The sequence below is a fragment of the Enterovirga sp. genome (genome assembly GCF_028290205.1).
Classification (GTDB): domain Bacteria; phylum Pseudomonadota; class Alphaproteobacteria; order Rhizobiales; family Beijerinckiaceae; genus Enterovirga.
This window is the reverse complement of the sequence record NZ_JAQGKF010000009.1, coordinates 18,114-30,751: the sequence shown is the minus strand read 5'-3', so window position 1 is coordinate 30,751 and position 12,638 is coordinate 18,114. Positions and strand designations below refer to the sequence as shown.

Annotated in this window: 11 protein-coding genes; 9 read left to right on the top strand and 2 right to left on the bottom strand. The window is 69.6% G+C overall.

The window, feature by feature from the left end; genetic code table 11:
- The first annotated feature begins 3 nt into the window (after positions 1-3).
- The 9 genes from JWR86_RS00695 (at position 4) to JWR86_RS00655 (ending at position 9,739) form a co-directional block, all read left to right on the top strand.
- Positions 4-927 carry a crotonase/enoyl-CoA hydratase family protein gene (locus JWR86_RS00695; RefSeq protein ID WP_299559277.1) on the top strand — a complete coding sequence of 308 codons (924 nt, stop codon included), beginning with the start codon at positions 4-6 and terminating at the stop codon, positions 925-927.
- A gap of 304 nt (positions 928-1,231) precedes the next feature.
- Positions 1,232-3,475, top strand: coding sequence for an EAL domain-containing protein (locus JWR86_RS00690; RefSeq protein ID WP_299559275.1), 2,244 nt, complete (start codon positions 1,232-1,234; stop codon positions 3,473-3,475).
- 524 nt (positions 3,476-3,999) lie between these two features.
- The gene (locus tag JWR86_RS00685) at positions 4,000-4,218 is read left to right on the top strand and encodes a hypothetical protein (protein ID WP_299559272.1); all 219 of its coding nucleotides are present in this window, start codon (positions 4,000-4,002) and stop codon (positions 4,216-4,218) included.
- Positions 4,219-4,284: 66 nt separating this feature from the next.
- Positions 4,285-5,058 (top strand): glucose-1-phosphate cytidylyltransferase, encoded by a 774-nt coding sequence (gene rfbF, locus JWR86_RS00680; RefSeq protein WP_299559269.1) that lies wholly within the window; start codon positions 4,285-4,287, stop codon positions 5,056-5,058.
- On the top strand, positions 5,043-6,164 hold the full coding sequence (rfbG, locus tag JWR86_RS00675) for a CDP-glucose 4,6-dehydratase (protein WP_299559266.1): 1,122 nt from the start codon (positions 5,043-5,045) through the stop codon (positions 6,162-6,164). Before rfbF ends, rfbG begins: the two co-directional genes overlap by 16 nt.
- Complete coding sequence (locus JWR86_RS00670) at positions 6,161-7,420, top strand: class I SAM-dependent methyltransferase (protein ID WP_299559263.1); 1,260 nt, start codon at positions 6,161-6,163, stop codon at positions 7,418-7,420. The genes rfbG and JWR86_RS00670 overlap by 4 nt, the downstream gene beginning before the upstream one ends.
- Positions 7,417-7,959, top strand: coding sequence for a dTDP-4-dehydrorhamnose 3,5-epimerase (gene rfbC / locus JWR86_RS00665; RefSeq protein WP_299559260.1), 543 nt, complete (start codon positions 7,417-7,419; stop codon positions 7,957-7,959). The genes JWR86_RS00670 and rfbC overlap by 4 nt, the downstream gene beginning before the upstream one ends.
- A complete protein-coding gene (gene rfbD, locus JWR86_RS00660; RefSeq protein ID WP_299559257.1) occupies positions 7,956-8,825 on the top strand; it encodes a dTDP-4-dehydrorhamnose reductase in 870 nt (289 codons plus the stop codon). The genes rfbC and rfbD overlap by 4 nt, the downstream gene beginning before the upstream one ends.
- Complete coding sequence (locus JWR86_RS00655; RefSeq protein ID WP_299559254.1) at positions 8,822-9,739, top strand: hypothetical protein; 918 nt, start codon at positions 8,822-8,824, stop codon at positions 9,737-9,739. The genes rfbD and JWR86_RS00655 overlap by 4 nt, the downstream gene beginning before the upstream one ends.
- Before the next feature lie 6 nt (positions 9,740-9,745).
- Here JWR86_RS00655 and JWR86_RS00650 read toward each other — a convergent pair whose 3' ends face one another.
- Together JWR86_RS00650 and JWR86_RS00645 are read right to left on the bottom strand one after the other, a co-directional pair.
- A complete protein-coding gene (locus tag JWR86_RS00650; protein ID WP_299559251.1) occupies positions 9,746-10,582 on the bottom strand; it encodes a hypothetical protein in 837 nt (278 codons plus the stop codon).
- Complete coding sequence (locus JWR86_RS00645) at positions 10,579-12,630, bottom strand: glycosyltransferase (RefSeq protein WP_299559249.1); 2,052 nt, start codon at positions 12,628-12,630, stop codon at positions 10,579-10,581. Before JWR86_RS00645 ends, JWR86_RS00650 begins: the two co-directional genes overlap by 4 nt.
- Positions 12,631-12,638: the final 8 nt, after the last annotated feature.

The window sequence follows — 12,638 nt, the reverse complement described above, 5'->3', positions numbered from 1 at the left end:
GCGGTGAAAAAGGGGCATGTCTCTCACCTGTCCGAGGTGACGGCCGGGGGGGTCGTGGCGGCCATCGAGGGCCGGGCGGGGCAACTGCCCCAGGTGTCCCTGGCCTATGAGCCCGAACACAAGCTCCTTTGGATCACCATGCGACCGGAGCCGAAGCCGGTTCTGACGCTGTCCCTGATCGAGAGCATCCGCAACGTCCAACTCGCGGTCTGGTCCCTGTGGGAGCGCCAGCCCGACCGGCCCATCCTGTTCATGGCGGTCCGCAGCAGGGGGCGGGTCTACTCGCTCGGGGGAGACCTCGACTTCTATCTCGACTGCCTGGCGAGGAACGACCGCGCCGGCTTGTCCCACTACGCCCGCGTGGCCTCCGACGTGATCCTGATGAGCCGCAACGGCCTGAATGGCTCGGTCATCACCCTGTCCAACGTTCATGCCCGGGTGATGGGCGGCGGCATCGACTCCGCCCGCGGCTGCAACGTGATGGTGGCGGAGGAAGAGGCCACGTTCACCTACCCGGAGGTCAACTACAACCACTTCCCGATCTCGGCCGTGCCGATCCTGTCGCGCCATGCGGGGCCGATCCAGGCGGAGAAGATCCTTCTGTCGGGTCAGGATTACACGGCGGCCGAGTTCCACGATCGGGGCGTCATCGACGCTCTGGTGCCGAAAGGGACGGGCGAGGACTGGATCCGCCGCTACACGGTCGGCACTCAGGGCACGCACGCCGCCCGCGTGGCTGTGATGGCCGCCTTCAACGCCCAGGCCGGCGACCTCGCGACGGCCCTCGACACCGCCGCCTCGGCCTGGGTGTCGCATCTCCTGAACCTGCATCCGCTCGAGATCTCAAAGCTGCAGCGGATCGCGGCGGCGCAGGAGCGCATGCTGGGCCGGCTGCTTCGGCCGGTCCAGGGCGGCGCGGGAGCCTGATGCGGGCCGACGCGACCCGAGGCGCCCAGCGCGCCGGCGCGTTCGGCCCCGGGGCTCAAGCCGGCCGCGGTTTTCGGTCGGGCCTGCATGGTCCGTTAACGGCCGCTTGCGACAACCACCGACGCGGCGCGTTGCGCCCTCAGCCCTGACCTCAGGGCGGGGTCGGCCGGGCCGGCGGGAGTCGATCGTGGCGGTAGTGACATCCGCGGCGTCTGGGGCCGGGGCGGGAGCCGGAGAGGCGAACGTCCCACCGGCTGGGTCCGCGGGTCTGGCTGATCCGGCGTCGGAGGCGCAGGCCTACCGGGTGCTCGTCGCGTCCCTATTTTCCTCGCCGACCACACTGATCATCGGAACGGTGGTCGGCACCCTCGCACCGCTGTTCTGCTGGTACGCATCGGGCAACCCGCTCTTCAAGGCCTTCACGCTCGCGGCAGCCACGCTGCTGGTCTTCCGCCTGAGCACGGTGCTGAGATTCCGCCGTCGCAGCGTGCACGCCATGAGCACCGCTGAGCTGCTGCACTGGGATCGCGAGTACTTCCTCGGCTCCACGGGCTTCTCCCTGCTGCTCGGGGTGGTGAGCTTCGCGGCGCTGGCGCTGACCGACAACGTGCCGTGCCACATCATGATGGTCGGCGTCGTGATCTCGTTCGCGTCCGGCTACGTGGCCCGCAACGCGGGCCGTCCCCGGTTCGTGCTGGTTCAGCTCGCCTCGTTCTGCATCCCGCTGATCCTCGGGCTGCACTTCGCCGCTGAGCCTCTCTACGAGGTGATCTCGCTCTACATCATCCTGTTCGTGGTCACGAACGTGTCCATCGTGTTTTCGCTGAACCGCAACCTGTTGCAGCTCGCCGCGGCCCGCAAGGAATCCGAACTCCTGGCCGCCTCTCTGCAGCGCAAGAATCTCACCCTCGATTCCGCTCTCAACTCCATGACGCACGGGCTGTGCATGTTCGGCCCTGACCTGCGGCTCGAGGTCTCCAACACGCGCTTCCTCGAACTCTACGGTCTGTCGAGGGAGGACGTGCTGATCGGGGTGAGTTTCGACCAGATCGGCGCCAGCCTGGTGAGGTCGCAGACCCTGGCCCCGCAATCGGTGGCGGACCTCAAGGAGCTCTGCCAGCGCGCCAGCGAGCTGTCCCAGGGCGGCGAGCGCGAGATCCTAGCGGAAAGTGGTCAGACCTACGTCATCACCGTCGAGATCACCGAGGACGGCGGCATCTTGATGCTGACGGAGGACGCCTCGGCCCGGAAAGCCGCGGCGGCGCAGATCGAGCGCATGGCCCATTGCGATACCCTGACCGGCTTGCCGAACAGGTTCCGGTTCGGCGAAGTGCTGAGGACCTCCCTGGAATTCGTGAAGCCGGGTGAGAAGCTCGCGCTCCTCTATGTCGACCTCGACAACTTCAAGGTCGTCAACGACACGCAGGGCCATGAGGCGGGCGACAACCTTCTGGTGAAGGTGGCCGAGCGGCTGAGCCGGATCGTGGCCGATGGCGGGCTGGTGGGCCGTTTCGGCGGCGACGAGTTCCTCCTCCTCGCGACGGTGACCGACGACGCCTCCGCGCTCGCCTTCGGCCAGCGCATCATTTCCGATCTCGCTCAGCCGATGGATATCGAGGGGAAGATCCTGTCGGTGACCTCCAGCATCGGCATCGCGCTCGGCCCCGAGCACGGCGCCGAGCCGAGCGAACTGATGCGCTCGGCCGACATGGCGCTCTATTCGGCCAAGGCCCAGGGCCGCAACATGGCCGTGCTGTACCGGCCGGAGATTGCCGAAGACCTGTCGCACCGGCGCGAGATGGAGACCGATCTGCGCGAGGCGGCCCGGACCGGCCGGCTCTTCCTCAACTACCAGCCGATCGTCGATGCTCGCACCAATCAGGTCCGGTCCTACGAGGCGCTGATGCGCTGGCATCACCCGGAGAAGGGGCCGATCTCGCCGGCCGACTTCATTCCGATCGCCGAGCAGACCGGGCTCATCGTGGGGATGGGAGCCTGGGCCCTGCGGCAGGCCTGCGCCGACGCCACCACTTGGCCGAAATCCGTCAGCGTGGCCGTGAACGTCTCGGCCTTCCAGTTCAACGAGCCGTCCCGCCTCATCGAGGCGGTCAAGGATGCGCTCCTGATAAGCGGCCTCAGCCCTGATCGGCTCGAGCTCGAAGTGACCGAGTCCCTCCTCATCGCCGATCAGGACAAGACGCTGGACGCCATCCGGACGCTGCGGCGGCTCGGGGTGCGCTTCTCCCTCGATGACTTCGGGAGCGGCTATTCCTCGCTCGCCTATCTGGCCCGGTATCCGTTCTCCAAGGTCAAGATCGACCGCACCTTCGCCGAGCAGCTCACCTCGGACAGCCCGTCCCGCGCCATCATCGAGGTCGTGTGCCAGCTCGCCCGCAAGCTCGGCATGCGGGTGGTGGTGGAGGGGATCGAGACAGAGGCGCAGCGTCGCGTCATCGTCGCGCTCGGTGTGGAGCAGGCGCAGGGATGGCTGTTTGGCCGCCCCATGCCGATCGCCGGCGTGCGGCAGCAGCATCAATCGGCGGCCTGAGCCGCCTCGGCTGAACCGGGCGGCCCGCCCGCGGGGGAACCCTGGGCGGGACGATCGGCCGGCAGGACCGGACGGGGGAGGACGCAGATCTCTCCGTCCGGCCGCTCCCAGGCCGCCCCGCCGACGACGTCGTGGTCCGCTCGGCGCAGCCAGCCGAAGCTTTCGGGGCGCGCGGGCGCGTCCGTGTGGACCGGGCCGGGAGGCGCGCCGCGCATGATCTGGTCGATGGCTTTCCTGAAGACGTCCGGCATACCACCCCCCACCCGTCACCTGCGGGGCGCCCGCAAGGTAAAACTCGAGACCAGTTTTGGGGAAGAACATCGACAGAGTCGACCGAGGAATGATCCCGCGTGTTCTTGATACACTAGATAAGTACTAGAACACTGCCAGTCGATTTCCGTCAAGGGGAGCGCGGGACGTGGTCCGATCGCGCACTGGCCGAGGCAGCGCGAGCTTGACGAGCGCACGCGCTTGCCGCCCGCTGCGGCGGGCCGCTTTGCTGGCCCACGGAGGGAGAGCTGGGAATGCCAGGACAAGTCGATGACGCCGTGCTGCGACCCGCACTGGGCGTCAAGGAAAGCGTGGAGAGCGACCAAGTGCTCCGCTGGGATGGAGAGCGCCTCTATGTGGAGCAGGACGTCTACCACAACGGCCAGCTCGTCCACCGCAGGTACAAGCGCACCGTTACGCCCGCCGTCGCAGACGCTCTCGCGCGCCTGATCGCCCCCGAGCCCGGCGGCTGACGCCGGCCTTTGCCGCGGCTGGCAAAAGACGCTATCGGCGGGCAACAGCGTTGGAAGGGCGACCGGATGGTCAAAAAGGCCGTCATCTTGGCGGGAGGGTTCGGCACGCGCATCAGCGAGGAGACCGAACTCAAGCCGAAGCCCATGATCGAGATCGGAGGGCGACCGATCCTCTGGCACATCATGAAGATCTACTCGCATTTCGGCATCGACGAGTTCGTGATCTGCCTTGGGTACAAGGGCTATGTCGTGAAGGAGTACTTCTCGAATTACGGCCTCCACCTGTCCGACGTGACATTTGATTTTCGCCTTCACCAGACAACCATCCACCGTCGGGATGTTGAGCCGTGGAAGATCACGCTGATCGACACGGGGCAGGACACCATGACCGGCGGCCGGCTGCGCCGCGTGCGGCCGTTTCTCGGCGACGACCCGTTCTGCATGACCTATGGCGACGGCGTCGCTGACATCGACGTGCGGGCCCTGATCGACTTCCACGAGGCGCATGGCCGCGACGCCACCGTGACGGCCGTTCAGCCCGCGGGCCGGTTCGGCGCGCTGCGCCTCGCCGGCGACGAGGTGAAGGGCTTTCAGGAGAAGCCGGGCGGCGACGGCGGCTGGATCAACGGCGGCTTCTTCGTGCTCCATCCGCGCGTGCTCGACCGGGTGGAGGGCGATAGCACCGTGTGGGAACAGGCTCCGCTCGAAGGCCTGGCGCGCGATGGCGAACTGCGCTCCTACCGTCACGAGGGTTTCTGGCAGGCCATGGACACCCTGCGCGACAAGCGCCACCTCGAGGAATTGTGGGCCAGCGGATCGGCACCGTGGCGGCTCTGGTAGGCCCGGATCCGGCCTTCTGGGCGGGCCGGCGAGTTCTTCTGACGGGCCAGACCGGGTTCAAGGGAGCCTGGCTCTGGCTCTGGCTGAAGCGGCTCGGCGCCGTGCCGTTCGGCCTGGGGCTGCCGGCCGAGACCGAGCCCAGCCTGCACGAGCTCGCCGGAATCGGCGGCGACTCCGCCTCTCGGATCGGCGACATCCGCGATCCGGCCGCCGTGGCGGCCGCCTTCGCGGCGGCCCAGCCCGAGGTGGTGCTTCACCTCGCCGCCCAGGCGCTGGTGCGCCGATCCTACGCCGAGCCGGTCGCCACGCTGGCGACCAACGTCCTCGGCACGGTGAACGTGCTCGAGGCCGCGCGCGCCACGTCCTCCGTTCGGGCCGTGGTCTCGGTCACGACCGACAAGTGCTACGAAAACCGCGAATGGGTGTGGCCCTATCGCGAGAGCGACCCGCTCGGCGGCCACGACCCCTACAGCGCCAGCAAGGCCTGCGCCGAGATCGTCACGGCCGCTTGGCGGCGTTCCTTTCTGGCCGCGGCGGGCGTGGGCGTCGCCACGGCCCGCGCCGGCAACGTCATCGGGGGCGGCGACTGGTCGGCGGACCGGCTCGTGCCCGATTGCCTGGCCGCCCTCGGGCGCAGCGAGTCGGTCGCGATCCGCAACCCGGCCGCGACCCGGCCGTGGCAGCACGTGCTGGAGCCGCTCTCCGGCTACCTGCTCCTCGCCGAACGGCTCTGCCGCAGCGACGCGCCGGACGTGGCGGGCGCCTGGAACTTCGGGCCCGAGATCGGCGACGTGCAGCCCGTCTCGGTGCTGGCCGATCGGCTGGTCGAACTCTGGGGCGGCTCGGCCCGCTGGCACCTCGTCGAGGGCGCGCAGCCGCATGAGGCGGGGCTCCTCGCCGTGGACGCTTCGAAGGCCAGGATCGGCCTGGGCTGGCGGCCGCGGCTCGGGCTCGACGAGGCGCTGAGCTGGACGGTGAGCTGGGAGCGGGGCCGCCGCGAGGGTCGCGATCCGGCCCGGCTCGTGCTGGAGCAGATCGCGGCTTATGAGAGCCTCGCAGGTCCCCGCCGGACCACGACATCGGCCGAGACGGAGGCAACCACGTGAGCGAGACCCAGGCGCCGGCAGCGGCCGGCCCGCTTTGCCGCCATTGTCAGGCGCCGCTGTCGCGCGTGTTCTGCGATCTGCGGGCGACGCCGCCGTCGAATTCCTTCCTCAGGCCCGAGGACCTGTCCAAGGCGGAGGCGAGCTTCCCGCTCACCACCTATGTCTGCGACAGCTGCACGCTGGTGCAATTGCCGGAGCACGCCTCGGCCGAGGCGATTTTCGACGACTACGTCTACTTCTCCTCGTTCTCGGAGAGCTGGCTCGCCCATGCGCGGGCCTATTGCGACATGATCGTCGGACGGCTCGGGCTCGGGCCGGAGAGCCTCGTGGTCGAGCTCGCCTCCAACGACGGCTACCTGCTGCAATATCTGAAGGCCCGCGGCATCCCGATCCTCGGCATCGATCCGTCCCACACCGTGGCGGCGGCGGCGGAGAAGAAGGGCGTGCCGACGGTGGTCGATTTCTTCGGCACCCGCCTGGCCGCGCGGCTGAAACAGGAGGGCAAGCGGCCCGATCTGATCCTCGGCAACAACGTCCTGGCCCATGTGCCGGACGTGAACGACTTCGTGGCCGGGATGGCGCTTCTGCTCGCGCCGGGCGGCGTGGTCACGATGGAGTTTCCGCACGTGGTGCGGCTCGTCGAGGGCATGCAGTTCGACACCATCTACCACGAGCATTTCTCGTATTTCTCGCTGCACACCGCCGAGCGCATCTTCGCGGCCCAGGGCCTGACGGTGTTCGACGTGGAGGAAATCCCGACGCATGGCGGGTCCCTGCGGATCTATGCCCGGCACGCCGCCCATACAGCTCTGCCGGTGCAGGGATCCGTGGCGAGCTTGAAGGCACGCGAGCGGGCCGGCGGCTACGACCGGCCCGAGGGCTATGCGGGCTTCGAGGACAAGGTCCGCAAGGTGAAGCGGGACCTCCTGCGCTTCCTGATCGACCTGCGCGAGAGCGGCGCGACCATTGCCGGCTACGGCGCCCCGGCCAAGGGCAACACGCTGCTCAATTACTGCGGGGTCGGCACGGACCTGCTGGATTTCACCGTGGACCGCAACCCGATGAAGCAGGGCCGCTACCTGCCGGGCGTGCGCATCCCCGTAAAGGCGCCGGAGGCGATCCACGACAGCCGCCCGGATTACGTGCTCATCCTGCCCTGGAACATCCGCGAGGAGGTGATCGGCCAGCTCGCCTTTATCCGGGAATGGGGCGGCCGCTTCGTGGTGCCGATCCCCCGGCTCGAGATCGTGCCGTGAGATACGAGCGGCTGGACCTCGCGGGCCTCGTCCTGGTCCATCCCGAGCGCCACGCCGATGAACGCGGCTATTTCGTGCGGGTGTTCTGCGCGGAGGAATTCGCCCGCGAAGGGCTCGTGACCGATTTTCCGCAGGCCAGCCTGTCGTTCAACCATCGGGCCGGCACCGTGCGGGGCATGCACTTCCAGCTGCCGCCGCACAGCGAGACCAAGCTCGTCCGCTGCACCCGCGGCGCCATCCAGGATGTGGTGGTGGATCTGCGGCCGCACAGCGCGACCTTCCGGCAGTGGCGCGGGTTCCGGCTCTCGGCCGAGAACGGCCTCGCGCTCTACATCCCGGACGGGTTCGCGCACGGCTTCCAGACGCTCGAGGACGCGACCGAGATCGCCTATTCGATCACGCCCCCCTTCGCGCCGGGCGCGGGCGCGGGGCTGCGCTGGGACGACCCGGCCCTCGGCATCGGCTGGCCGCTTCCCGTCACGGTCATCGCCGACAAGGACCGGACCTGGCCGCTCCTCGCGGACGGAGCCGCCCGATGAAGCTCCGCACCCTGATCTTCGGCGGCTCCGGGCAGCTCGGAACGGAGCTGCGCCTCCAGGCGGAGGATAGCTGGGAGATCACCGCCCCGTCCCGCACGGCGCTCGACATGGCCGATGCTGCGGGCGCGGCCGCTCTGGTGCGCGAGCTGCGCCCGAACCTCGTGGTGAATGCGAGCGCCCTGCATCTCGTCGACGTGTGCGAGGCGGATTTCGCCCGCGCTCTCGCCATCAACGCGGTCGCGGTCTCGGCCATCGCCAAGGCCTCGGCCGAGATCGGCGCGCGCTTTGTCACCGTGTCCACCGACTACGTCTTCGACGGCAAGAGCCGCCGGCCCTACCGGGAGACGGACCTCGCCGAGCCGATCCAGTGCTACGGCATCTCCAAGCTCGCCGGGGAGCGGGCGGCGCTCGCCGCCCATCCGGAGGGCGCCTTCGTGATCCGGACCTGCGGGCTCTATGGCAGCGCGCCGAGCCGGCAGAAGGGCAATTTCGTGGTCAACCGGCTGGCCGATGCCCGCCGACTCGACAGGATCGAGGTCGGCTCCGACCTCACCTGTACGCCGACCTCGGCGGCCGATCTCGCCACCGCCACCATCCAGCTCCTGACCTCGGGCGCGCCCCCCGGCCTGTACCACCTGACCAATGCGGGAAGTTGCGACTGGGCCAGGTTCACGGCCGAGATCTTCCAGCTCGCCGGGGTCTCGACCCGCGTCGTGCCGGTGGACCGGAGGGGCGCCTATGCGCCGGTCCGCCCGGCCTACACGGTTCTGGATTGCGGCACCGCCGCCGCGCACGGCGTGTCCTTGCGGCCCTGGCAGGATGCCTTGGCGGAATATGTCGGCGCGCTTGTGAGCCGGACCCGATGATCAATCTCACCTTCGTCCTTGCCGGAAACCTGCCGAACGCGCCCGCGCCGGCCCATTACCGGGAGGCGGCGCGGCGCTTCGCCGAGACCTACAAGGCCTATCCGCCCGACTACGAGCACCGGCTCTGCCTGATCGATTCCAATGGCGGTTATTCGCCCGAAGTGGCCGAGATCTTCGCCGGCATCCCGCACGAGGTCATCGTGTACCGGGGCTCGGGCTGGGACATCGGCGCCCATGTCTATGCGGCCTACACCCTGCCGGCCGACGACTGGGTGATGTGCTTCTCCTCCTGGGCGCATTTCAAGCAGCGAGGCTGGCTCAAGGCTTTCGCCGAGGCGCGCGAGCGGCACGGCGACGGGCTGTACGGCTCGATGGCCTCGTTCGAGCACCGGCCGCACATCCGGGGCACCGGCTTCCTGATCCGCTGCGGGCGCATCCAGCGCTACCCCTACGGCTGCAACAGCCGAACCGAGTCGCTGAAATTCGAGGTCGGCCCGAACTCGATCACCAATTGGTGCCTGCGCCAGGGCTATGGCGCCTGGGTCGTGGCGCCGGACGGCGTCTACGCGATGGAGGACGCCCGCTCGATTCGCAATGGCTTCCGGCAGGGCGACCAGTCGAACATCTGGACCTTCGACAAGCACACGGCGATCTTCGAGGCCGCGGACGCGGCGGAGCGGGCGAAGCTGACCTCCTTCGCCTATGATTTCGAGAATTCGATCGCGGCCAATACCGGCGTGCTGCTGTTCCGGCCCGAGGTCGGCGACCAGATGGATCCGGAGCTGAAGGATCAGCTCGAGAAGCTCATTCAGTCCGACGCCGCGCTGAAGATCATCCAGAACAGTGTCTTCTGGCGGGCCACGGCGCCGCTCCGGGCGGTGCGGCGGCTGGTGCTCGGCCGCAGCCGCAGCTGAGGCGGGTCAGGCGAGCGGGCCGTCGAGGCCCGCGGGCGGCAGCTCGGCCAGGTAGCGGCCCCAGGTCTGGGTCTGCACCCGGGTCAGCACGCGCCAGGACCAGCCGGCGGCCGCCCGCGTCTGGTTGTCGGCGACCATCAGGTTGTCGCGCAGGCCGAGCCGGAAGGTGCGGCTTCGCGGCCAGAGGCGGGGCGGGAAGCCGCGCCCGTCACGCCCGACCAGCAGCGCGCCGAGGCCCCGGCCGACCACCCGGCGAGTGATGCTGTCCGGCCCGCTTTCGATCAGGAAGGCATCCAGCTTGGTGCCGATCGGGCGCTCGCCGATGGCCTCCAGAAACAGCCCCCGGTCCATCAGGAAGCCGTTCGACCGGACATGCGGGTTGGGGAAGGGGCCGAAGCGGCGGTCGATCCGCAGCACCTCGTAGCAGCCCGTGCAGCCGACCAGCCCGATCCCCGGCCGGTCGAGGTTCAGCGTCAGCTTGAGCAGCCAGTCCTCCGACAGGATCTCGCTCCAGCCGTTCAGAAACAGCACGCGCTCGTGATCGAGGCGGCGCGCCGCCTCCCGGTAGGCGCCGAGGTCGAAACCCTCGTCCCCGACCGTCAGCGTCCGGGAGGACAGCCCGGCGAAATCCGCCTCCACCCGGGCTTGGTCGGCCGGGTCGGCGAACCCCTTGCACAGGAGGACGAGGTCATGAGGCAGCCCGGCCGGATGGGTCCGATAGGAGTCCAGGAACCGGCGATACGAGGCCGCGTAGCCGCCGTCGCGGCCCCGCACCAGAAACACCACGGCGGTCGGGACGAGCCGCTGTGGCAACGGCAAGGGCGGGGCAGGGGCGGCGCTCACCTCACCCCCGTTCCGGCATGGAGGAAGATCTCGGCATGGGGCGGCGCCGTGGCGAAGACGCCGTTCGGGTAGAACGGGTCGTCGATGAGGTCTTCGGGCCAGCGCTCCTGGAACAGGGCCAGTTCCTCCGGGTGGATCGACGGCTTGCGGGAGGCGGATTCGAAGTGGAACAGCCGCGCGGCGGGCTCCAGCACGATGTGGAGCCCGAGACGGCGCAGCTTGTAGCAGTAATCGACGTCGTTGAAGTGGATTGGGAACTCTTCCGAGTATCCGCCCACCCGACTGTACAAATCGGCTCGCGTCATCATCACGGCGCCGGTCACAGCGCCGTAATTGCGGGCGGCAGCTGCCGCGAAGACGTAGCCGCGATCGCCGTCGGGATAGCCGCGCCGGACATGGTTCGGATTGCCATGCAGGGCCACGACCCCGGCATGTTGCACCGTCCCGTCCGGGTAGAGGAGCTTCGCCCCGACGGCTCCGACATGAGGCTTCGTGGCCTGCGCCAGCAGCCGCTCGATCCAGTCGGGCGAGATGATGTCGACGTCGTCGTTGAGCAGCAGCAGCATTTCGCCGGTCGCGGCAGCGGCGCCGAGATTGAGCTTGGCCGCGACGTTGAAGGCCGGCTCCCGGTAGAGCACCGTCCGGCAGCCGAGCGCCGCCAGCGCCTCCAGCTTCGCGGGCGCGATGTCGGGATTGTAGACCACCACGATCTCGACGTTGCGGTAGGTCGAGCGGTCCCGGATGCCCCGCACGCAATCGAGCACGAGGTCGAGCCGGCGGCCCCCGACGGTCAGCTCGCGCCCGGCGGTCGGGATCACCACCGAGACGAGCGGACCCGGCTCGGCCGGGCGGATGTCCGAGATGTAGCAGCGCAGCCCGGGCGCGATCGGCCGGATCTCGCCCGTCCGTCCGGTCCGGGCGAGACGACCCGCCAGCGCCGCCATGTCCGGCCCGGTCTCGCCGGGCGCCGTGGGCGTCGTCGGCCGGCGGCACAGCACGCGGCCGAGATGTTTGACGGTCCGGGGCGCTTCGGTGAAGCGGAGCGCGAGGTCGTAGAGCCCGGCCGGCGCTTCGAGCCCGCGCAGCGCGGCCGTTCTGTAGAGGGTCGGCGAGCCGAGATAGGGGACGGACTCGAGCGTGTCGGGGCTCCAGCCCGGTTTGAAGAAGGGCACCGGGTCGTCGCCGTCCCCGTCACCTTCCTCGTCGGCATAGACGAGGTCGAGCCCCGGCTCGGCCCGGCAGGCCGCGGCCAGCGTGTAGAGCGCGTCCGGCGTGAGCCGGTCGCCGGCCGCGAGCGGCAGGGTGTAGTCGCCCTGCGCGGCCCGGAGGGCGGCATCCAGATCCGCCGCGCCCCCCGGCACCGTCAGGGTCTCGCAGGCCGGGAAGGTCTGGGCGGCCAGGGAGGCGTGGGTCGCGTCCGCATTCCGCTCGCCCAGCACGATGGCGGTGATCGAGGGCCGCCCGCCAACCATGGCCGCATAGCCGCGCTGCCCCTCGGCATCGGCCGCCGCCACCTCGGCTTCCCTCAGCCGCCACTCGCGGTAGCGCCAGAGGCCGCCGCGTTCGAAGCGGCCGAGGTCGCTGTCGAGACAGAGAACAAGGCCCCGAAACAGCGTGCGCCAGTCGCCGGGCTCGCGCTCGGCTTCCACCTGCAGCAGGCTCGGCCCCTGGCGGGCGGTCCCCTCGAGGGACAGGCCGCACCGGACCGGGAGGTCCGCCATGCCGGCAAAGGCGGCCTGGATGTCGGCCCGCTCGATCGTCTCCGCCGCCATCGCGACGCGGCCGACCCGCCCCCGCACCGGCAGCGGCCGTCCGCCCCGCAGGTCGAGGGCCCAGCCGCCGACCGAGACGGGTCCGCGGGTCAGGAGGTAGGGCCCGGCGAGGCCCGGGATGGTGAGACTGTAGGCCGCCCCGGAATCGATCTCGCCCCGAAGCTGCTGCGGGCCGAGCGCGCGCTCGCTCGCCGCCAGCAGGAGGCCCTTGGCCCGCCGCTTCGTGGCTGCGAGGGCCGGATGGGCCGCGAGCCGTCCAAGACCGGTGCCGAACATCAGCGACG

Excerpts from the sequence above, each read along its gene's own strand:
- JWR86_RS00685 (WP_299559272.1), top strand. The coding sequence starts at position 4,000 with ATGCCAGGACAAGTCGATGACGCCGTGCTGCGACCCGCACTGGGCGTC.
- rfbF (WP_299559269.1), top strand. The coding sequence starts at position 4,285 with ATGGTCAAAAAGGCCGTCATCTTGGCGGGAGGGTTCGGCACGCGCATC.
- rfbD (WP_299559257.1), top strand. The coding sequence starts at position 7,956 with ATGAAGCTCCGCACCCTGATCTTCGGCGGCTCCGGGCAGCTCGGAACG.
- JWR86_RS00655 (WP_299559254.1), top strand. The coding sequence starts at position 8,822 with ATGATCAATCTCACCTTCGTCCTTGCCGGAAACCTGCCGAACGCGCCC.
- JWR86_RS00645 (WP_299559249.1), bottom strand. The coding sequence starts at position 12,630 with ATGTTCGGCACCGGTCTTGGACGGCTCGCGGCCCATCCGGCCCTCGCA.